Origin of the sequence: Arthrospira sp. PCC 8006 (genome assembly GCF_046480465.1) — a bacterium.
Taxonomy (GTDB): Bacteria; Cyanobacteriota; Cyanobacteriia; order Cyanobacteriales; family Microcoleaceae; genus Limnospira; species Limnospira platensis.
This window is the reverse complement of the sequence record NZ_PKGG01000006.1, coordinates 34,126-54,378: the sequence shown is the minus strand read 5'-3', so window position 1 is coordinate 54,378 and position 20,253 is coordinate 34,126. Positions and strand designations below refer to the sequence as shown.

21 protein-coding genes are annotated in these 20,253 nt (G+C 43.3%); 11 read left to right on the top strand and 10 right to left on the bottom strand.

Annotation, left to right across the window (positions count from 1 at the left end):
* The first annotated feature begins 19 nt into the window (after positions 1-19).
* The 5 genes from secF (at position 20) to hypD (ending at position 4,587) form a co-directional block, all read left to right on the top strand.
* Complete coding sequence (gene secF / locus B9T16_RS02110; protein WP_410244009.1) at positions 20-1,012, top strand: protein translocase subunit SecF; 993 nt, start codon at positions 20-22, stop codon at positions 1,010-1,012.
* Positions 1,013-1,026: 14 nt separating this feature from the next.
* Positions 1,027-1,425, top strand: coding sequence for a hypothetical protein (locus tag B9T16_RS02105; RefSeq protein ID WP_317268897.1), 399 nt, complete (start codon positions 1,027-1,029; stop codon positions 1,423-1,425).
* Between the two features lie 314 nt (positions 1,426-1,739).
* On the top strand, positions 1,740-1,970 hold the full coding sequence (locus B9T16_RS02100) for a hypothetical protein (RefSeq protein WP_111893180.1): 231 nt from the start codon (positions 1,740-1,742) through the stop codon (positions 1,968-1,970).
* A gap of 318 nt (positions 1,971-2,288) precedes the next feature.
* On the top strand, positions 2,289-3,356 hold the full coding sequence (locus B9T16_RS02095) for an amino acid ABC transporter substrate-binding protein (RefSeq protein ID WP_410244008.1): 1,068 nt from the start codon (positions 2,289-2,291) through the stop codon (positions 3,354-3,356).
* Positions 3,357-3,483: 127 nt separating this feature from the next.
* Entirely contained in the window at positions 3,484-4,587 is a 1,104-nt protein-coding gene (gene hypD, locus B9T16_RS02090; protein WP_317268899.1) for a hydrogenase formation protein HypD, read from the top strand.
* A gap of 142 nt (positions 4,588-4,729) precedes the next feature.
* On the opposite strand, the gene B9T16_RS02085 is transcribed toward hypD, so the two are convergent.
* Positions 4,730-5,170, bottom strand: coding sequence for a hypothetical protein (locus B9T16_RS02085; RefSeq protein ID WP_410244007.1), 441 nt, complete (start codon positions 5,168-5,170; stop codon positions 4,730-4,732).
* 1 nt (position 5,171) lies between these two features.
* Complete coding sequence (locus tag B9T16_RS02080) at positions 5,172-5,654, bottom strand: hypothetical protein (protein ID WP_410244006.1); 483 nt, start codon at positions 5,652-5,654, stop codon at positions 5,172-5,174.
* A 62-nt stretch (positions 5,655-5,716) separates the two neighbouring features.
* Between B9T16_RS02080 and hypE the strand changes: the two genes are divergently transcribed.
* Positions 5,717-6,763 (top strand): hydrogenase expression/formation protein HypE, encoded by a 1,047-nt coding sequence (gene hypE, locus B9T16_RS02075; protein ID WP_410244005.1) that lies wholly within the window; start codon positions 5,717-5,719, stop codon positions 6,761-6,763.
* On the opposite strand, the gene B9T16_RS02070 is transcribed toward hypE, so the two are convergent.
* Positions 6,746-7,207, bottom strand: coding sequence for a nitrate reductase associated protein (locus B9T16_RS02070; protein WP_006620242.1), 462 nt, complete (start codon positions 7,205-7,207; stop codon positions 6,746-6,748). The two genes, hypE and B9T16_RS02070, sit on opposite strands and share 18 nt — an antisense overlap.
* Positions 7,208-7,229: 22 nt before the next feature.
* Complete coding sequence (locus B9T16_RS02065; protein WP_410244004.1) at positions 7,230-8,792, bottom strand: TM0106 family RecB-like putative nuclease; 1,563 nt, start codon at positions 8,790-8,792, stop codon at positions 7,230-7,232.
* 127 nt (positions 8,793-8,919) lie between these two features.
* Between B9T16_RS02065 and B9T16_RS02060 the strand changes: the two genes are divergently transcribed.
* Genes B9T16_RS02060 through B9T16_RS02045 form a run of 4 tightly spaced genes read left to right on the top strand, consistent with a single transcriptional unit; the run spans position 8,920 to position 12,138 of the window.
* Complete coding sequence (locus B9T16_RS02060) at positions 8,920-10,095, top strand: aminotransferase class V-fold PLP-dependent enzyme (RefSeq protein WP_006620240.1); 1,176 nt, start codon at positions 8,920-8,922, stop codon at positions 10,093-10,095.
* A gap of 21 nt (positions 10,096-10,116) precedes the next feature.
* Positions 10,117-11,004: an adenine-specific DNA-methyltransferase gene (gene yhdJ, locus B9T16_RS02055; RefSeq protein WP_006620239.1), complete on the top strand. Its 888-nt coding sequence runs from the start codon at positions 10,117-10,119 to the stop codon at positions 11,002-11,004.
* Complete coding sequence (locus tag B9T16_RS02050) at positions 10,985-11,587, top strand: hypothetical protein (protein WP_235181516.1); 603 nt, start codon at positions 10,985-10,987, stop codon at positions 11,585-11,587. Before yhdJ ends, B9T16_RS02050 begins: the two co-directional genes overlap by 20 nt.
* On the top strand, positions 11,581-12,138 hold the full coding sequence (locus B9T16_RS02045) for a type II restriction endonuclease (protein ID WP_235181517.1): 558 nt from the start codon (positions 11,581-11,583) through the stop codon (positions 12,136-12,138). The genes B9T16_RS02050 and B9T16_RS02045 overlap by 7 nt, the downstream gene beginning before the upstream one ends.
* 58 nt (positions 12,139-12,196) lie before the next feature.
* On the opposite strand, the gene B9T16_RS02040 is transcribed toward B9T16_RS02045, so the two are convergent.
* On the bottom strand, positions 12,197-12,913 hold the full coding sequence (locus B9T16_RS02040; protein ID WP_006620238.1) for a phosphoribosyltransferase: 717 nt from the start codon (positions 12,911-12,913) through the stop codon (positions 12,197-12,199).
* Positions 12,914-12,970: 57 nt separating this feature from the next.
* Here B9T16_RS02040 and B9T16_RS02035 point away from each other — a divergent pair, with 57 nt between their 5' ends.
* Positions 12,971-13,687 carry a uracil-DNA glycosylase family protein gene (locus tag B9T16_RS02035; RefSeq protein WP_006620237.1) on the top strand — a complete coding sequence of 239 codons (717 nt, stop codon included), beginning with the start codon at positions 12,971-12,973 and terminating at the stop codon, positions 13,685-13,687.
* A 406-nt stretch (positions 13,688-14,093) separates the two neighbouring features.
* Here B9T16_RS02035 and B9T16_RS02030 read toward each other — a convergent pair whose 3' ends face one another.
* The 5 genes from B9T16_RS02030 to B9T16_RS02010 form a co-directional block, all read right to left on the bottom strand.
* Positions 14,094-15,665, bottom strand: a complete 1,572-nt coding sequence (locus tag B9T16_RS02030) for a flotillin family protein (protein ID WP_006620236.1) — start codon at positions 15,663-15,665, stop codon at positions 14,094-14,096.
* 36 nt (positions 15,666-15,701) lie between these two features.
* Positions 15,702-17,081 carry a flotillin family protein gene (locus B9T16_RS02025; protein ID WP_006620235.1) on the bottom strand — a complete coding sequence of 460 codons (1,380 nt, stop codon included), beginning with the start codon at positions 17,079-17,081 and terminating at the stop codon, positions 15,702-15,704.
* Between the two features lie 89 nt (positions 17,082-17,170).
* Positions 17,171-17,779, bottom strand: coding sequence for a hypothetical protein (locus B9T16_RS02020; protein WP_006620234.1), 609 nt, complete (start codon positions 17,777-17,779; stop codon positions 17,171-17,173).
* 180 nt (positions 17,780-17,959) lie between these two features.
* Positions 17,960-18,817 (bottom strand): shikimate dehydrogenase, encoded by an 858-nt coding sequence (locus B9T16_RS02015; protein WP_006620233.1) that lies wholly within the window; start codon positions 18,815-18,817, stop codon positions 17,960-17,962.
* A 68-nt stretch (positions 18,818-18,885) separates the two neighbouring features.
* The gene (locus B9T16_RS02010; RefSeq protein ID WP_006620232.1) at positions 18,886-20,232 is read right to left on the bottom strand and encodes a P-loop NTPase fold protein; all 1,347 of its coding nucleotides are present in this window, start codon (positions 20,230-20,232) and stop codon (positions 18,886-18,888) included.
* Positions 20,233-20,253 lie beyond the last annotated feature (21 nt).

Genomic DNA, 20,253 nt, shown 5'->3' with positions numbered 1-20,253 from the left:
TGTGGCTTGATCTGGAACTATGACTTTTAGTGTGACAAAACGGCGATCGCTTTGGTGGATAATTTCGGCGGCGGTTATCCTCACCGGAATAGTGGGGATGTTACTTTCCTGGACTAATCCTGATATTGGCGCACCAATACGCCCAGGACTCGACTTTGTGGGAGGAACTCGCCTCCAGTTGGAACTTGATTGCACTGTTGCTGGTAATTGTGATGGCCCCATTGAGATTAATCAGGTGCGGGAAGTTTTGCAGGCTCAGGACTTGGGTAGCAGTTCCATTCAACTTTTGGATAAAGACCCCATTCAACGCGATCGCCAAATTGTTTCCGTTCGTACTAAAAACCTCAATGTTGATGAACGAACTCAGCTAGAAGCAGCCTTACGAGAGGCGATCGGAGTTTTTGACCCCCTCGCTACCCAAATCGACACAGTAGGGCCAACTCTCGGCCGTCAAATCTTTATTTCTGGACTCAAAGCCTTACTGGTCGCCTTTGCTGGAATTACCCTCTATCTAACTTTCCGGTTCCAGTTTGACTATGCAGTATTTGCATTTGTCGCCCTATTCCATGATGTTTTTCTGACTATGGGGGTATTCTCCATTTTCGGTCTCGTTTTTGGCTTAGAAGCCGATACCCTCTTTTTAGTAGCCCTCTTGACAATTATCGGGTTTTCTGTTAATGACACCGTGGTAATTTACGATCGCATCCGGGAAATCTTGAAACAAATGCCTGATGCTTCTACCGGGGAAGTGGTGGATAATGCCGTTAATCAGACCTTGGCGCGATCTATCAATACCACAGTTACCACCATACTACCCCTGTTTTGTATTTTCCTGTTTGGCGGGGAAACTCTCAAATATTTCGCCCTCACCCTGATTATAGGCTTTATTGCAGGTTCCTACTCTAGTATTTTTATTGCTAGTACCCTCCTGGGTTGGTGGCGCGATCGCCAAGCCTCTAAATCAACCATTGTCCCTAATGATGAACCTCAGCCAGTGTCCAGGGAAAAATAAATAATTACAGTCCCATGTCCTATCCTGAACCCTCATTAGATGATCCAGTCCTGAAAAATCAAATGAAACGACTCCACGAGTTGATAGTTTGGAGTCGCTGGCTGGTGATTATCCTATTATGGTTAGTTATTGGCTCACTGAGTTTGTGGGGAATGCGATCGGACATTTCCCTACTCATGGAACATTTTACCTGGGCTACAGTCCGCCATGGCCTATTTCATAATCGCCTATCTGCGATCGGTTTAGGTATATGCTTAGGAATGACTACCAGCACCTTACTTTGGCAAAGTCGCAACATTCTCATCGGTTTCCCCCCCAGTTATCGCCAACGCCTAGAAAGACAAGTCCTCAAAATTCGCCAACAGGGTTCAACTCATCCTCTGTGGCGGTGGGTAATTAATAATTATTCATAATTAGCCCCGATAACTCAGTAGATCAACTACCACCACAAGACTATCTGAGAATTATTTGCCATCAGTTTGTATAAATTATTACAATTAACCATTTTTGTCAAGTTATGCTTCAGTTAGTTAAGAGATTTGTAAATCATGTGAAATCTTGTGTAATTTGATGGTTGATAGGGTGAGTTTGAGTTATGGTTAACAGTATAAAGAAAAAATAAAGGCGGCCACCACAAATTTAAAATTAGTGTGAACAGGCTGCATATCTAAGACGCTCACCCACTCCCGGTTTTGGGGAGAAAATGAACAAACCATAAGGAGGTCTTATGACTCCAACAATGCTCCGTCAACTTTGGTCTTTAGTTGAAAATACCCAACCTTCACAGTTAGTAAGTCTGGATGATGATAGCCTGGTTCAGTGCTTGATGGGTCGCCTAAAGAGTCAGTCAAGCATCAATGGTCATGATTGGGATATGTTGGATGAGTATATCAACTCTCGTATATCTCTAATTCGTGACCTAGCCGAGGCTCGTCTGTCTGGAGAATCAATGGCTTAATATTCGATTATGGACGGAGTATGGTGTGCGATCGCCCTGTAATATATGACCCCCCAACTTTCCCCAAAGTAAGCGATCGCATAGCCAATTAATGTCAAACTCCCTTGAAATTGTCCATGAACGACATCGCCAGGTTAAGGTAAGCTTATGAAAATTGTCAACCCTTCTCAGGCTGTCCTATGTAAGGTAGTCCTGTAGTCGGATGGCAAATTAATTGGGCTCTCCCTATTCTCTGAAGTCTCCCTCATAGGTGCAAACCGTGGGTAGTGGGTAGCTTCCTGGTGATATGTAAACCGATTCAAAGACAATTCAAGAACTATGCGTAAATGGAGTTTTGTATTACTGGCGAGTTGCTTGTCAGCCTTATCACTGACAGCTTGTGAACCCGGAGGATCTCCAGGTTCTGACGGACCAGCAGCCGGAGGAACTGGCCAAAGTCGTCTAAATGTTGTCAAAAACCGAGGATTCCTCATTTGTGGGGTAGATGGTGGTATTCCTGGCTTCAGTTTTGTTGATGAGAGTGGCGAATACTCTGGCTTAGATGTAGATGTCTGTAAAGCCGTAGCAGCAGCCTTATTCGATGACCCTAATGCAGTTCAGTATCGGAACTTAGATTCTACAGAACGTTTTGAAGCCATGAGGTCAGGGGAAGTAGATATGCTGTCACGCAATACTACCTGGACTCTCAGCCGCGATACATCTGTAGGGATGGAATTTGCCCCTACCACATTCTATGATGGTCAGGGCATGATGGTTCGCGCAGATAGTGGCATTACCAGCTTAGAAGATTTTCGCGATCGCGCTGTCTGTGTGGAAGCCGGAACTACTACCGAACTTAACCTTACCGATAATATGCGCGAACGGGGTGTTACCTTTGAGACGGTGACATTCCAACAGGCTGACCCCGCCTATGCGGCTTATGCTGAGGGTCGTTGTGAAGGTATGACCTCTGATAAATCTCAACTCCTCGCTCGTCGCAGCACTCTTCCCAACCCCAATGATCACATTATCCTGGATGTTACTATGTCTAAGGAACCCCTCGGACCTGTGACTCTTAATAATGACTCGGCTTGGTTTGATACGGTCAAATGGGTGACATTTGCTTTGTTTGAAGCCGAAGAACTGGGAATTACTCAAGCTAATGTCGAACAAATTGCCCAAACTAGCGAAAATCCGACCATTCGTCGTTTTCTTGGCGTGGAAGGGGATTTAGGTACAGGAATGGGTTTAACTAATGATTTTGCTGCTAGGGTGATTAGGCACGTCGGAAACTATGCGGAAGTTTACGATCGCAATTTAGGTACAGGTTCTCAGTTTAACCTCCCTCGCAATGAAAATGAGCTTTGGACTAATGGGGGTTTGCTCTTTTCTCCACCATTCCGTTAGTGACAACAATTAGGTGAAGGTTGGGATCTTAGTTGAGGAGTTTTTTTTGACTACCAAAACTGATCCACCTTCCATCTATCATGGTCAAGCTGAGTACCATTACAGCAGCTTATGGGGACATATAAAGATGAAATTTGTGGATGAGTATCGGGATTTGGAATTGTCCCAAAAATACGCTCAGGCGATCGCATCTATTACTAGCCAACCCTGGACAATTATGGAAATTTGTGGGGGACAAACCCACTCGATTGTTAAATATGGCATTGACAAGTTATTACCTGAACAAATCACTTTAATTCATGGCCCTGGATGTCCCGTCTGTGTGACTCCCATTCACATCATTGATCGCGCTGTTGAAATAGCCACCCTTCCTAATACTATTCTCTGTTCCTTTGGGGATATGTTACGAGTCCCAGGAACCCAAAACGACTTGCTTTCAGTTAAGGCTATGGGGGGAGATATTCGCATCGTTTATTCCCCTTTAGATAGTTTAAAAATTGCTCAGAATAACCCTGACAAACAGGTGGTATTTTTGGCGGTCGGCTTTGAAACTACAGCACCCGCTACGGCTATGGCGGTTTATCAAGCCAAAGAACTCTCAATTGATAATTTTTCGATGCTGGTTTCTCATGTGCTGGTTCCTCCGGCGATCGCTGCTATTTTATCGAGTCCTAGCTGCCGAGTACAGGGGTTTTTAGCCGCTGGTCATGTTTGCACAGTTATGGGATATACTGAGTATGAGCCGATTGTCAACAAATATAATATCCCCATCGTTGTGACTGGTTTTGAACCTGTCGATATTCTTCAGGGGATTTATCTATGTATTAAACAGTTGGAAGAGGGACAAGCTACCTTAGAAAATCAATACACTCGTTCTGTACAAAGAGATGGAAATATAACGGCGAAATCCATTATATCACAAGTGTTTGAAGTAGTCAATCGTCAATGGCGCGGCATAGGCGAAATTCCCGAAAGTGGTTTAGGGTTGCGATCGCCCTACGCCCAATTTGACGCGGAAAATCGGTTTAATTTGTCACCGCCACAACCAGATAATTATAGCGAATGTATCAGCGGTGAAATTATGCAGGGAATCAAAAAACCCCACCAGTGTCCCGCCTTTGGAACCCGCTGTAAACCAGAATATCCCCTCGGTGCGCCCATGGTTTCTTCAGAAGGCGCTTGTGCGGCATATTATCGTTATCGCCTCCAGGGAGAAACCGAGTTGGTATAGTTTGGTAGGGTGCGTCAGACACCAAAAACCAGGAGAAAAACCGATAATTGATGACTGACGCACCAGACCAATTATATAGTAGGGTGCGTCAGACACCGAAAACCCCCATAAAAGCCGGAAAATTGATGACTGACGCACCAGTTTAATTTATGGGTAAAATGTCTATCAGGTGTTCCCCTGGAAATAAATCAATTCCTAAAGCTGATTTGATTAAATATAGTAGCAGGAATATAATAGCAGTAATCATCAGGTTTAAGCCTATCAGTAGTAAGGAAGCTGCTATGATATTAGCCATTTTATTGGCTTGGGGAAATAAAGGCGATCGCTTTTTTTGTCGGCGTTCTTTACCCACGAAAACCACCACATAAAACCGATCTATAATCAAATCAATAGTAAATCTCAGATCGACAATTTTCGGGGAAGGTTTAGGTATAGCTGCATCTAAAGTTTGGCGAATTTCCTCAAGTTGTTGTGGGTTAAAACTTGCCAAGACTTCGGGGCTCATTTTTTGTAAATAGTCATCAGCATTTGGGGGTTGAAGACGAGATAAATTTCTCGGATATTGTTGAGATTTCCTGTTCATATCAACTCATCCAACCTAAGCGAAAAATTACCGAACCCACTATCATAGCCACCAGGGGGATACCTAGTAGTATAAAACTAAGGCGATCGCTATTTAAACCCACCGGAGATAGGATAGTGCGACCCCATGCTAGAGCTATAATTAACACCATAGAAAAAGCCCATAATCCCATTAAAATCATCGCCCAAAGCGGTGCATTTTGGAATGGTAAATCAGGCAGCCATACCGTTGGCCAAGTCTTGAGAATAGTACCGATAAACATAATCAACACTAGCCAAGCATTCGCCAAAACAATAGCTTCTTCCCCCACCTTAGCCAAATATAGGAGAACCGCGCCAGTGATTAACCACACCAACCAGGGAACCTCAAACGCCGCCAGGAACCACCCAGCCACAGTATAGCCCAAAAATAAAGTGATAGTATAGACCCAAAATCGGGGATAGCTGTAAAATTGATCAGCCACAGTCTCTTTAACAGTTATCAAAGATATTGTATATTATACAAGAACATCTGATAAACGGCAAATTTTAGGCAATTAAGCAGCCAATGGAAAGCAACCCAGACTTTAATTTAACCTGTCCTATTCCCATAGAAAACTATCCCCAAGTTTTATTAGCCCACGGTGGCGGCGGACGATTAATGAATCAATTAATTGAGCAAATGTTTCGTCCCGCCTTCGGCACATCATCAGATATTCCCCATGATGCAACGACCCTGACCTTAACGGGCACAAAAATAGCCATGACCACAGATTCCTATGTGGTTAATCCCCTCTTTTTTCCAGGGGGAGATATAGGTTCAATGGCAATTTATGGAACTGTGAATGATTTAGCTATGGCGGGGGCACGTCCTTTATATCTTAGCGTGGGATTTATCCTCGAAGAAGGACTACCCATGACCACTCTATGGCACATCATTCAAGCTATGCAAATGGCAGCTAAATGGGCGAATATTCAGATTGTTACCGGGGACACCAAAGTAGTAGATCGCGGCAAGGGAGATGGGATATTTATTAATACAGCGGGAATCGGCATTATTGAACATGAATTAAGGATTTCTCCTGAGTCTGTGCAGCCAGGTGATATCATCTTAGTTAGTGGTGATTTAGGCCGTCATGGTATTGCTATTATGGCAGTGCGTGAAGGCTTGGAATTTGAAACAACAATTGAAAGTGATTCGGCTCCAGTGGCTGACCTAGTTTTAGAATTATTAAATGCGGGGGTAGAAGTTCACTGTTTGCGAGATTTAACTAGGGGTGGTTTAGCTAGTGCTTTACATGAAATAGCGACAGCCAGTAACTTACAAATGGAAATAGAGGAGAATAAACTACCCATCCGAGAAGATGTCCAAGGAGCCTGTGAAATTCTGGGTTTTGACCCTATTTATGTGGCGAATGAAGGTCGTTTTGTGGCTTTTATACCTGCTAAGGATGTTGACAAAACTTGCTCAATTTTAACTGCCAAAAATTCCCAAGCGTCTGTGATTGGTAAAGTGCAAGACAAAGCTGGGGGATTGGTAACTATGGTAAGTAAAATCGGATCGAGTCGCATTGTTGACTTACTCAGTGGGGAACAACTACCCCGCATCTGTTAAGTTAAACTCTTTGATGGCTGGAATAAAGTTGGCGTTTTCATGGCTAGAACGACTGAGTTTAATCAATGCAAAACGTTGAATAGGTGTGAGTTTTTGCCACTGTTGTACAGAAATTTCTAAATTGGTTTCGGCTGCTTTATTTTGGACGGCTTCAGGAATTTGACTAGCATCTAACCAAGGTGGCTGTGAATCAACTGGCAAATCTTTTAGGGGTATATCTGTGTATTTACTAGCGAGGTCTTGCAGTAAATTACGATAGGTACTAATATCTTCTGGGGTTTCGGTTGGCTGTTGTACTAATTGTTGACGCACCGACAGGGGAAATTGATTCCAGTGGGCTAGTTTTAATTTAATCCCACAGGTATCGAGTTTATAGCGAACTACCATGGGAATACAGCGCAAGGAAGAGACAAAATCATCCTCGAATTTAAACAAGTAACTCATTATTGACCTACCGAAAGTTGACTTACAAAAAATTGACTTCTGCGCCTACAGATTGACTCTGGACAAAATCCGCCAACCATCGTCTAACGTGATAGGTGGCGCGACAATCATCTTCATTATAACGAACGATCGCATCTAATAAAGTGCGATCGCCTGTTTTTAGCCATTCCTCATACCAACAAACACATTGCGCGCCATTAGCCTTAGCATCTCGCCACTCAAAACCCATCCAGCGTGCGATGGATTTTAAGGCGTAGCTTTCCACGGGTAATGTGACGGTTTCTACAATTTGATAATGGACATCAACTAAGCGTTTAATTAAAGGTCGCCACAAATAAGAGGGAGTCTGATAAAGTTTAGCTAAACGGCTAATAGTTTTAGCTTCATAGTCGCAAAAGTGGAAAATTGGCGCAATGGGATATCGCCACATTAAAGCCAAAAAATCTTGCCAAATCCTAGCTTCATCAGCGGCGGTTTCTGCTAACATCGGATAAAAGGTTTCTATCTGCGATCGCCTATCAACCACTAAGACACCATGAAGATAATCCAAGTTCATATCTGGCTGTGCTTCAATATCAAAATATAGTTCAACAGGTGCTTGTAACCAAAAGGGATCGGGTAGATATTTCTTGCTACCATTTTTCGATGATTTAACATTAGCAATATCATCAATATCTACCTTGAGAATAGCTTGATTTTTCCAAACAGATTCAGCTTGTCTAATTACTTGCACAGCCACACCATTATCAAACTCTGGATAAGTTTGGAGGATTTCGGGTTGAGTTTGTGCGAGAGACTCAACACTTGTCAAATTTAAACTATTAAGGCGAGTTTGACGAATGGGGGTAATTCCTGGTAATAAACAGAGATTTTTTTGGGATTGAGCAATATCATGACAGTGAGTATACCATTGACAGAGGCTGCATTTTTGGCGACTGATAAAAATATCGGGTTCCTGAGAGTTTTGGATCAGAGTCAGATAATCCTGGACAATTTCCCGCATTTGAGGAAGTCGCTGTTTTAGGTCTACGGAATAAGCACCGCGATCGCGTAATAGTAGGATGACTTCTTCTGGCATTACCCCTTGAATAGCCGCCAATATTTCCCCATGAAATACGGCTACAATTTGATAATCAAGTTTGGGACGTTTTCCCAGGCGGATATCTTGGGGAATATACAGCCAATCACCAAACTGAGAAACTCCGGGTTTTTTGACTAATAAATCTGGGCGACTGAGATAAGTTACCTGTTCAGGAAGTTGGTCAAAAAAGGAGCGATCGCCATAATCCGCAGCCGGGGAGGAATGGCTATGATATAACAACACCCCACGGTAAATATAATCTACACCCTGCCGCATCAATTCTAGGGTAGCTTGCATTCCGGCTTCCCAGTCTTGTGGGGGATATTTAGGCTGTGAATAAATGCGATCGGCAATGATAGTTTTTCGATAGGTGACGCTATCAGCTATCAATTTACGGAGAAAATCGCTAATGGGTTCTTTTTGACTCTGATCGCCGTAGACATCCAAAAAGGCCCGTCGATCGCAACGTTGGTAAAATAGAAGCTGTTGATCTTCGATCAGCATTAATATTGGTGAGGATGGGCAAGGTAAATTTATGATTATAGGCTATGGTAGCACCAATTCCGATAGAGATGGGTTAGTTGTTGAAAATTCATGGTAAAAGTGGAACTACAGGCGATATCTGATAGAAATGAACAAGCGATTAGAAACCCACCGACAAAATTTTCGAGCTTTGGAGAATAAGGCATATTTTAACTATGGGGGACAGGGACCCTTGCCGCAAGTCTCGATGGATAAGATTATCAAATCCTATCAGTTTGTCCAGGAGTGTGGTCCTTTTTCCCAAAAGGTAAATAGTTGGGTTCAGCAGGAGTTAGGCTTAACACGGGAGGCGATCGCCTCTGAGTTAGGGGTACAATCTGCCACTATTACCCTGACGGAAGATGTGACCGTAGGCTGTAATATTGCCCTATGGGGGATTGATTGGCAACGGGGAGATCATCTGCTAATCTCGGATTGTGAACATCCTGGGGTAGTGGCGACGGTAGGGGAATTGGTGCGGCGGTTTCAGATAGAGGTGTCTGTGTGTCCGCTGTTGGAGACTTTAAATGAGGGTGATCCGGTAGAGGCGATCGCATCTCGAATCAAATCCAACACTCGCCTGGTAGTAATTAGTCATATCTTATGGAATACAGGACAGGTTTTGCCTCTCACCGCGATTATGCAAGCCTGTAAAGCCGCTTCAGGAGGGGTTAGGGTATTGGTGGATGCGGCGCAGTCTGTGGGGGTTCTGCCGTTAAATTTAGGGGAATCTGGAGTAGATTTTTATGGTTTTACTGGTCATAAATGGTTATGTGGTCCAGAGGGTTTAGGGGGTTTATATGTCAGTCCTGATGCGGTATCAGATCTGAGTCCTACTTTTATCGGCTGGCGGGGTATTGAAGTTGATGAAAGGGGAACACCGACTAATTGGAAATCTGACGGAAGACGCTATGAAATAGCAACCTCAGCTTATCCTTTGATGGTTGGTTTACGAGAGGCGATCGCTATTCATCACCAATGGGGAACCGCCACCGAACGTTATCAACAAATCTGTAATCTTAGTCAATACCTATGGGAATGTTTATCAGAACTTCCCCAAATTGATTGTTTACGCACTTCTCCACCAGAATCGGGTTTAGTATCATTTAAAGTTACCCAAAGTCTCCCCCACCCCCAGATAGTCAAAGCCTTGGAATCGGAAAATATTTTAGTGCGAACTATCCTCGACCCTGACTGTATTCGCGCCTGTGTTCATTATTTCACTCAGCGATCAGAAATTGATGAACTGATTACTTGTCTGGCTAAAATATCGGGTGGCGGCTAATTAGAAAGGCGATAGATCCTCATGTTTCAGCGGTATCAAGATGATAGACATACTCTATTTCATGGAGATGCAATTCAGATTTTATCTAGTCAAATTGCTGCTAATTCTGTGAATCTTATTTTTGTAGATCCTCCCTACAATATAGGGAAGAAATTTTCCAATTTTCATGACCAATGGAATTCTGAAGAAGATTATATCAATTGGTCATATCAATGGCTTGATGAATGTGTCAGGGTCTTGAAACCTAACGGAACATTATATGTAATGACCAGCACTCAATCTATGCCATACTTTGATATTTACTTGCGGCAAAAAATGTCAATTCTTAGTCGTATTGTCTGGCATTATGATAGTTCTGGAGTGCAAGCAAAGAAATATTTTGGGTCTATGTATGAACCGATACTTCATTGCGTGAAAGACCGGAAAAATTATATTTTTAATTCAGCGGATATTAAAGTGGAAGCCAAGACTGGCGCACAACGGAAATTAATTGATTATAGAAAACCAGTACCTACTCAATACAACAGCGAAAAAGTACCGGGTAATGTCTGGTATTTTCCCCGTGTAAGGTATCGCATGGCAGAATATGAAAATCATCCGGCACAGAAACCCGAATCATTGTTAGAAAGAATTATTCTAGCAAGTACGAATAAACATGATTTGGTACTTGATCCCTTTGCTGGCACTTTTACCACTGCGGCTGTAGCTAAACGCTTAGGAAGATTTTCTCTGAGCATAGAATCTCAGGAAGAATATCTTAAAATTGGTCTAAGGCGGGTTTTAGGATGGCAAGAATACCAAGGAGAAAAGCTATTACCACCATCAAAAAATCAGACCAAAAAAAATACAAATTGTCCCCAAAATCAATTCATTCAACCGAGTATTTTTGATGCCGATACTACAGCATGACTTCACCTTAAAGATTATCGAAATTCTCAATTATCATTTTCCCAATCAGGGAGATAAAGTTTTGATAAATAGTGAGTTTTTGCCATATCTAAATATTAAAACAAAAGCGGCTAATCGAGGCTCTAAATCACGGGCTGGATTTGCTAATCACTATGCTATATATGTATTAGTTGAAGACTATCTCAATAATAAATTTCACATTATAGGTGGCTATGATGATTATGAAGGGGCTCAGTTTATTAATCTTTTACAGAGACAAAGACAACTTCCCTTTGGTAATAAACTACAAAATCATGCCCTGAATCATCGACTAAATCAGGAATTTAAAAAATACTTCCCCACTTTATCTTATGTACTGGTAATCAGGGATACAAAAACTAATAGATACTGGATAAATGAAAATCTGCTTCAGGTTGATATAAATGGTAATAAAATCAACATTGCTGAGGCAATTATAGATATTATAGATGCTTTTGTGATAGCCAGAAGACAGGCTTTTAGTCAGTTTATTATCTATTGTAAACAGATGATTGATATTCAGAAGCAAGAACCTTTAAAAGCCATTACATTTATTCTTTGTTAAACAAGGATATAGATGCCAGAGTTTTTGAGATGGTCAGTTATGCGATTTTAAAACAGTATTACGGAGAACAAAAAATCTACTGGGGCTGGTCTCCTCATAGTCTAAATACTGAATATTTAATTTTGTATAAAACTGGTAGGACTAATGCGAATGATGGTGGTATAGATTTTGTGATGAAACCCCTAGGTAGATTCTTCCAAGTTACAGAAACTATTGATGCTGGTAAATATTTCTTAGATATTGATAAAGTACAGAGATACCCTATTACCTTTGTTGTGAAAACTGAACAGCCACCGGAGGAAGTTTTAGATCAAGTTAGGAAACAAGCTACAGCCAAATATAATATAAAAGCTATTGTTCAAAGATATTTAGAGTCTATAGAAGAAGTCATCAATATCCCCGAACTTATGCACCGTTTTGATGAAGTTTTAACACAAGGAAAAGCACCAGATGTAATTGAGGAAATAGCTATACAAAGTCGTATTGAGTTCAACCTGGAAACTGAGGAAAATGATCTGATCGATTCTCAAGATGATGGGAGACTAATTTAATCAAGTGGCTGGGTGCAAACTGTGATCTAATGATGATTATTGCCTCCCATATTAAAATCTAAGATAACCATTCTGTTTGCTGCTGGAGACAGGCGATCGCTATGGTAGTTTCCACCTGGTCAAATTCTTGGTAAAAACGGCTAACACTCAGGAAAACTTCTGGTGTGGCTAGGATAATTAGTCGATCGCATAATCTTTGTAAAGAATTCACCAACTCCACAGGTGCGAGGGGAACACAAATCCAAATAGCGCCTGGTTGTTGCGATCGCAAAGCCTTAATCGCCGCCACCATAGTCATACCCGTAGCAATACCATCATCAACTACTATAATTAAATTATCCTTAACCGAATTATAAGGACAATAGGCGGCGAATTCCTGCCATTGATTATAGGCTTTTTCTTGTGCGTCACGCAGAATAGAATGGCTTTCCCAAAACTGGCTAGGACGACGGTTAGACCAAATCACATAACCATCAGCAGTAACAGCCCCTAATGCTAACTCGGGATTATCTGGCTGGGTGATTTTTTTAGCTACAATTACACTCAGGGGACAAGCCAAACGGCGGGCTATCGGTTCAGCCACGGGTAAACCCCCCCTGGGTAAAGCATACACCAACGGACTCATAGCCCCCAGGGAGTCGGCGGTAATCTGATCGATAACTACCTTAGCTAGTTCCTCCCCGGCATGGGTGCGATCGCGAAATAGTGGGTTAGGGAACATAATCGGTTCATCCTTAGCAGTCCCATTAGATATATAATGACTGGTGTGGCTCATAGTTGCAACTATCCCAGTTCAGCATATACCAGGATTTGAACTTTTACTTAGAAATTCATGTCTAACCAAGACCAACAACTCAGCCTGTTCGATATTCTTAGTGTTAATCAAGACCCATTACAATCCCCTAAGTCCGTAGATTTTGACCTAGAAGAAATTCCCCAAAATGCCAAGACTCCCATACCGCCGGGAACCTATCAAACTCTCGCACAAATTGCCGATCATTGTAATAGGTGCTCGCGCTGTGAACTTGGAAAAAACCGCACTCATGCTGTGATTGGTCGAGGGAACCCCACCGCCCCCATTATGATTATCGGAGAAGCACCAGGACAACATGAAGATGAACAAGGTCTTCCGTTTGTCGGTAGATCTGGAAAACTTCTTGATAATATTTTAGACTCCGTAGGACTTAGTACAGATACCGAAGTTTATATTTCTAATGCTATCCGCTGTCGTCCCCCGGAAAATCGCACCCCAACCGCTTCAGAACTCCAAGCCTGTAAGCCTTATCTATTAGAACAAATCCGCCTAATTAATCCTCAAATTATCCTCCTAACTGGGGCGACTGCAGTTAAGTCTATTTTAGGAGATAAACGCCCGATTACTAAAATTCGCGGTCAGTGGTTTCAGTGGGAAGGTCGTCAATGTATGCCGATTTTTCACCCCGCATACCTACTCAGAAATTCCTCGCGAGATGTTGGTAAACCTAAATGGTTAATGTGGCAGGATATGCAAGTAGTACGTCAGAGGTTAAATGAGATCCAATCACATTAATTTGACTATAAACCCCCCCCACACCCCMCCCCCTCAATCGGGAAATTACATAAATTTTGCTAATTTATACGGCTAGATAGATTTTATTTTTAAAATATTGTTAAGAATTAATACAATTTTATGGCAAATACCTCGCAAAAAGTTGACGAGATTATGGGGGTTATGGTATGCTCAAGGAAATCGCACCCAAGGGCTTACTGTGTCTATTTCCAAAAATAAAGGCTAAAACCCTTATTTTGTCGCGGTTATAATTATTATCTTACCAAAAAATAAAACTGGCGATGCACGAGTTTTGGGGTTAAAAGCGGGGTCCATTTTTCGATCTCTTGACAAAAACGCCATTTTGTGCATATACAGTTACAGAGACAGATCCCCCACCCTAGACGAGAGGGGGGGGGAATACGCTCTAATCCTGTTCTAGCCACATTTGCAGCATAGCGGTAGGGATGTAGAGATTAGGGTGATTAAACATATTTCGGATCGCCTGAGTTCCCTGAGACTTAAAAAGCATCTGTAAACGACGCTTGAGGTTAGGATACTGTCGCAAAGCCTGGGCGATCGCCTCTTCAGCCTCAGCATTATTCTTAGTATTTTGTGCGACATGATCAAGTAGTTGTTTAACCTCGCTCTGTAGGCTTTGTGTAGTATCTTCTGGCTTAGGTGCTGCGCCATTAGTGCGGCGAACAGCTTGACCATTAGTGCGGGAAGATTTGAGACTTTTAGCTGTGGAAGTAGGTTGAGGTTGAGAAGAACCGCCGCCCCAATTTTGAACAGCCGCCGCCACATCAATACCCGTAGTTTGGCGCAACTCTTCCAAAAACGCCGCCATTTTAGAAGCTGTATTCCCTTTATTAGCATCAACAATAGTCACATTATCAACAGTAATTTCAGGAACAGTAGAAGCCATAGTTTTTAGTAAGACTTCCAACTTCTGATAAAGGAAAATTTCCCTAGCATTAGGACCGGCTGCTTTCCAAGACTCAGCCAGTCGTCGTGTCCCTTCAGCTTGTGCTTTCCCATCTTCAATAATTTGGGCAGCATCCCCCCGCGCCCTAGCGATCGCCTTTTTACATTCCGCCTCTGCTGGTGCGACCACATCAGCTTGTAGTTGCTGTTCTACCTGCTTAATCCTTTCTTTTTGAACAGAGACCTCAGCCTGAGTCCTAGCCACCTCAGCCGCTGTTTCCGACTCCGACTCTGCTACCACCGCCGCCCGTTTAGTCATAGCATCAGCCACCCGGCGTTCAGCTTCCGCCTTAGATACCTCTACCTCAGTTTCCAACTTTTTCAACTGAGTCATTTTATGATTTTCCGCAGTACGGATAGCAGCATCAGCCTTAGCTTGTGCTTCAGCGACACGAGAATCTCTAAACAATTCCGCCCGTTGTTGTCGTCCGATGGAGTCAAGATATCCCACGTCATCAGAAATATTTTGAATTTGGAGAGTATCTAAAATCAGCCCCAGTTGTTCTAAGTCATCCTCAGCTTCTTCGAGGAGACTTTTAGCAAAAGCCAATTTATCCCCATTAACCTGTTCAGGAGTAAGGCTGGCTAATACCCCGCGCAGGTTTCCTTCCAGGGTATCTTTAGCAATGCGTTCAATTTCCTGGCGAGTTTTCCCCAACAAACGCTCGATCGCATTATGAATTGTGGGTTCTTCCCCAGCAATTTTAATATTCGCCACCCCATCAACCTGTAAAGGAATGCCTCCTTTCGAGTAAGCATTAGCCACCTTTAACTCAATAATCATATTGGTTAAATCCATGTGAAAGGCTTGTTCTAGCATGGGTGTCCGAATGCTGCTACCACCTTTCACCAGGCGATATCCCACAGTGCGATCATCTTGTGTAGGGCGACGACCTCCGGCAAAAATCAACACTTCGCTAGGCTGACAAATATAGTAGAGATTGCGGATAATAAATACAGTCGCTCCGGTTCCTAAACCCAGGGCTGCTAATAAGGCGATGATAATTTCCATAATTCCTGTACCTGTGTTTGGTTGCCATCAAATTGACTAATTGTTATTTAATTTCTGCTTGTTATGTTCCCCCAAAGTCCTAGATACATTAATACCCAAAGTGCGATCGACACTTTCGAGGAATTGGCGGAAAATTTCGGGATAGGCGCGAACCAATCCGGCGATCGCTTCCCCGTCTCCACTATCAATAACATTGACATATTCCAGACCAACCCGGCGGGGAATTTGGGCAGCTTCCCGCAAGACCATCTCAATTTGTTGTAAGTAAAACAGTTCCGATGCGTCATCGCCCATTTCCTGCCAAACTGCGTTAATCAGGTCGTTTACTTCCGCCGCAGCGCGGGAATTTTCCGCTAAAGCGGCCGCATTACCTCTGGCTTGCAGTTCTCTGGCTTCTCGCTCCGCCTCTGCAGGTAGGACGGTATCAGCTTCGAGTCGCAACCTTTCCAACTCAGCGCGGACAGTTTGCAGGAGTTGTTCAGCCCTGGCGCGGGCTTCTTTACCAGCAGCTATGGTGCGTTCTTCTTCGGACCTAGCTTGTTGTTCAAGTTCGGCGCGAATTTTCCGCAGTTCGTTTTCTTTTTGTTGAACAAAGGTTCTGGCTTGGCTTAGGGCGACTTCCGATTGGCGGCGACAGTCGGCTTCTACCTGTTCAGCTTGAGCCACAGCGTTAGATTCGGCAATTTCGGCATCTCTAGCAATGAGAGCAATTTCGCGGCGACCGATGGAGTTAAGATAATCGACATCATCGGAGACACTCTGAATTTTGAGGGTGTCTAATTGTAATCCTAATCTGGCTAAATCCCTGGAAACATCCTCAGCGATATGTTCAGCGAACCGTAGGCGGTCTTCGTTAAGCTGTTCGGGGGTGAGGGTGCTAACAACTCCCCGCAGGTTTCCTTCTAGGGTTTCGCGAGCAACGCGGGAAATTTCGGAGCGATCGCGGTCTAAAAATCTTTCGATCGCATTTCCGACCACTTCAGGATCGTTGGAGATTTTCACATTGGCGATCGCTTGAATATTTAGGGGTGTTCCCCCTTTGGAATAGGCGTTTTTGACTTCAACGGGAACTGGCATTGTCCGCAAGTCCATAGTTTTGACAGTTTCCAGAATCGGAATACAAATAGCCCGTCCGCCGAAAATCACCCGATAACCTACCTCTCGTCCGTCTTTGGTACGGTGTTTGCGACCAGACAAAATCAGGACTTCGCTGGGTTTGCAAATCTGCATAAAGACGTTGAGAAACCAGATTAAAACCAATACTCCAAAAATTGATAGGGCTATGGGTAGGGCAGTTATAATCTGATCACTTAGCTGATTTGTGTTTCTTCCTGGAATGGGAATTTGTGCCTGGGCTACCTCTACGACTATTTCTTGGTTCTGTTTGTCTAAAGATGCAACAAATTTCTGATTCATAGTTTTTCCCCCAAAAGGGTTTGAGCAAACATTTAAAAGGTGAAATGTCGGATCTCTACTACCGCTTACCCTGACTTGGGACTTGTCGATTATGCTTCTGAGACTCCGAAGGATGCTTCTGAGACCACCAAAACTTTATTTTTCTCCATTCCTACCACAAAAACGCGATCGCCCTGGGAAAATTCCTGATTTTCTTCAGTAATTGCGCTCAAATACAGCACCGACCCTCCGGCGCTGAGGCGTACTTTTCCACGACTGTCTCGATTAAAGGGAATTTCCACGGTGGCCCATAGACCAATTAAATCATGGGATTGAACTAAACTGTTGGCTTGTTGCGATCGCAGAATATCAAAGACCCACACGACAGCGGTTCCGCAGGACACCCCAATAGCGATCGCTGCTGTAGCCACAAAAGCCGGGGTTAAGTCGGGGTTCAAAACTGACATAATTGTTCCGGTCAACCCAAAAAAGCACACCCCAAAAGTCCAGAAGCGCACACTCCCAAAAGGCAGCCTTAACCGCAGATTTTTTCTTTTGGATCTATAGCTGGGCTGGTTTTCAGTCTCACCCCTGCCATGTTCTAATTCTACATCGCTATCAAATTCGCCCTCAAACTCTACACCGTCTAATCCCTCCACAGCCGCTAATATGACACATACTCCACCCACCGTTAGACAGACAATATATAGGGTTATCATAAATTCATCCCCAGGGTATTAATGCTCAATATGTAAATTGTACCTAAAAATACTTGCTAGGGTCTTAGTCTGTCGGTACTACTGCACCATTCCCCAGGGGCAGGTTCAACAAAACATTCCTGGGGAATTGACAATTAACAGCCAAACCCTCCCCCACGATTATAGCTCAATTATGAATGATCAATTATCAATGATTAAAGATTGACGCATGACTGAGATCGGGATGGGTTGTTGTAGCCAAATTTCCAGGGCGGCGGCTCCTTGTTGAATCAGCATTTCTAAGCCATCGATCGCCACAGCACCTTGATTTTTAGCCAGTTGTAAAAAGCGAGTAGGGCGGGGAGTGTAAATTAAATCGTAGGCGATCGCCCCAGATTTTAAACCCTCAAAATTTTCGGCATCTACAGGAGAGCGATCGATATGGGGAGACATTCCCACCGGGGTAGTGTTTACCAATAAATCTGCTTGCTTAATTAAGGGGTTTAATTCCTGCCAATTATGAACATTAACCTTAATGGGAAGGGGCGAATTTAGCCAACTTTGCTTAAATTCTTCCAACTTTTGGGGGTTTCTACCGACTATATGAATTTCTGCCATTCCCAATTCAGCACAACCAGCGACTACCGCCCTAGACGCGCCGCCATTACCTAAAATTACGGCTATTTTTTCATGCCAATTGGGGCGGTTTAACGCCTTGAGGGGAGCCAAAAAACCGGCAACATCTGTATTAGTACCACTCCAGCCTTTATCACTGTACCAAACCGTATTAACTGCCCCTACAGCCGTGGCTAATTTTGAGACATTATCTAGTAGGGGAATAATTGCTTGTTTGTGGGGAATAGTGAGATTAAATCCCTGAATACCGATTGCTTGAAAGCCTCGATAAGCTGATGCTAACTGGTCAGGAGCCACTGGAAAGGGTACATAGACATAATCAACGCCGAGATGAGCGATCGCGGCGTTGTGCATAATTGGGGACATAGAATGTTCGACGGGATAGCCAACAATTCCTAACAGTTTAGTTGTGCCTTTAATCATCAAAGTTTACCAGTATTGACATCAGTAACATTTTACGATAAAATCGGTAGATTAATACTAACTAACTATTAACGGTCAACCATTTTAAATTGATGGGCTTCGGCGATAACTGGATTAATATCAAACCAATATTCATCCTCATGGCGATATTCAAAGACCCATAAACTGCGTAATAGGGTTTGATATTCCCTGAGACCCATAATTTTTTTGGTTTGGGCGACCTGACGTAAAAGTTGCCATTCTTCTGATGATATAGCCAACAGTAACTGATGACAACGTTGGCGGATCACATTTTCCAAGATACCCCTGACAATGGGTGGATCTTCTTGTTGTAAACAACTATACAGGAGGGCGAGTAAAGTGCGGACGTGACCACCACTCATAATACAAAGGCGATCGAGAGTTTCTGGACTATCAAAAACCTTAGTAATTAAATGAGTATAATTATCGAGGTCAATACCGGGAAAAGCTCGGACCATGACCATTTTTCGGAGATGTTCAATGCCTTCTGGGTAGGGTGTACCATCAGGAAATTTAACCGGAACCATGGGTAGTGTTTTAGGTTCACTAGCAAATCGGCTGGTTAGTCGTCCCAAGTCACTGGAGAAAATTAACCCGATGGGAATAGTATAAACGACATGGCACTGAAGTTGATTGAGTTGGTCGCCGCGATCGATAAATAAATATTCTGGTTGGGGTCGTCCGGTGGCGCTTTTGGAATTCATGATCCGGTCGAGGTTATCAATAATGACTACTAAGCCGGCTTTTCCCTGTTGTTTGAGTTGTTGAATGGCTGGAAGTAGTAATTCTTTATTGATGGCTTCTAGGATATTGTTGGTGCGGGGTTCGAGGTATTGTCGTAAGAGCGATCGCAGGTCGCGGGAGTCTTTGGCTTTAGCGGTGAGTTTCCCAATTCCTAGAGTGAGGGAAAATTCCCCCGGTTCCGAGAGTCCAGGGATGCCTAATTCTGCTTTGACATTAATTTGGGTGTTGATGACATCAAGTAAACCCTGAATCAGGTTTTTAAAGCCTGTGGGGTTAAGTTTGATGTTCATTGATTCGACACTTTCGCTGACCTGACGTGCGATCGCCAAGAGGATATCAGTAATATCGACATCAGCCATATCTAAGTCTTTGGAGGACTCGAAATAGACTACATGAAATTCTTGCTGTTCTAATTCGGCTTTCAGGCGCAATAATTCTGTGGATTTTCCCGAACCGATATGTCCGGTAAATAGTTGACAGGTGGGGCTATCGGGGGAGAGGCGAGAAATGGTGCGAGCAATTTGTTCGATGAGTGTACCTCCGCGAACCCGGGAAAAATTGATGTAATATTTTCGCTCTTCCGGGTTCCCTACGTCTATGGTTTTGGCGGGGTTACACGCCCGAAAAAATTGGCGTAAATCTAGTTTCATTGTTGTCCACTCAATTTAAAG

Bases quoted from the DNA above. Each gene is read 5' to 3' on its own strand.
- B9T16_RS02010 (WP_006620232.1), bottom strand. From the start codon at position 20,232: ATGAAACTAGATTTACGCCAATTTTTTCGGGCGTGTAACCCCGCCAAA.
- hypE (WP_410244005.1), top strand. From the start codon at position 5,717: ATGGAAAGCAACCCAGACTTTAATTTAACCTGTCCTATTCCCATAGAA.
- B9T16_RS02085 (WP_410244007.1), bottom strand. From the start codon at position 5,170: ATGAACAGGAAATCTCAACAATATCCGAGAAATTTATCTCGTCTTCAA.
- hypD (WP_317268899.1), top strand. From the start codon at position 3,484: ATGAAATTTGTGGATGAGTATCGGGATTTGGAATTGTCCCAAAAATAC.
- B9T16_RS02025 (WP_006620235.1), bottom strand. From the start codon at position 17,081: ATGAATCAGAAATTTGTTGCATCTTTAGACAAACAGAACCAAGAAATA.
- B9T16_RS02030 (WP_006620236.1), bottom strand. From the start codon at position 15,665: ATGGAAATTATCATCGCCTTATTAGCAGCCCTGGGTTTAGGAACCGGA.
- B9T16_RS02020 (WP_006620234.1), bottom strand. From the start codon at position 17,779: ATGATAACCCTATATATTGTCTGTCTAACGGTGGGTGGAGTATGTGTC.
- B9T16_RS02015 (WP_006620233.1), bottom strand. From the start codon at position 18,817: ATGATTAAAGGCACAACTAAACTGTTAGGAATTGTTGGCTATCCCGTC.
- B9T16_RS02060 (WP_006620240.1), top strand. From the start codon at position 8,920: ATGAACAAGCGATTAGAAACCCACCGACAAAATTTTCGAGCTTTGGAG.
- yhdJ (WP_006620239.1), top strand. From the start codon at position 10,117: ATGTTTCAGCGGTATCAAGATGATAGACATACTCTATTTCATGGAGAT.
- secF (WP_410244009.1), top strand. From the start codon at position 20: ATGACTTTTAGTGTGACAAAACGGCGATCGCTTTGGTGGATAATTTCG.
- B9T16_RS02065 (WP_410244004.1), bottom strand. From the start codon at position 8,792: ATGCTGATCGAAGATCAACAGCTTCTATTTTACCAACGTTGCGATCGA.
- B9T16_RS02040 (WP_006620238.1), bottom strand. From the start codon at position 12,913: ATGAGCCACACCAGTCATTATATATCTAATGGGACTGCTAAGGATGAA.
- B9T16_RS02095 (WP_410244008.1), top strand. From the start codon at position 2,289: ATGCGTAAATGGAGTTTTGTATTACTGGCGAGTTGCTTGTCAGCCTTA.
- B9T16_RS02100 (WP_111893180.1), top strand. From the start codon at position 1,740: ATGACTCCAACAATGCTCCGTCAACTTTGGTCTTTAGTTGAAAATACC.
- B9T16_RS02035 (WP_006620237.1), top strand. From the start codon at position 12,971: ATGTCTAACCAAGACCAACAACTCAGCCTGTTCGATATTCTTAGTGTT.
- B9T16_RS02070 (WP_006620242.1), bottom strand. From the start codon at position 7,207: ATGAGTTACTTGTTTAAATTCGAGGATGATTTTGTCTCTTCCTTGCGC.
- B9T16_RS02050 (WP_235181516.1), top strand. From the start codon at position 10,985: ATGCCGATACTACAGCATGACTTCACCTTAAAGATTATCGAAATTCTC.
- B9T16_RS02105 (WP_317268897.1), top strand. From the start codon at position 1,027: ATGTCCTATCCTGAACCCTCATTAGATGATCCAGTCCTGAAAAATCAA.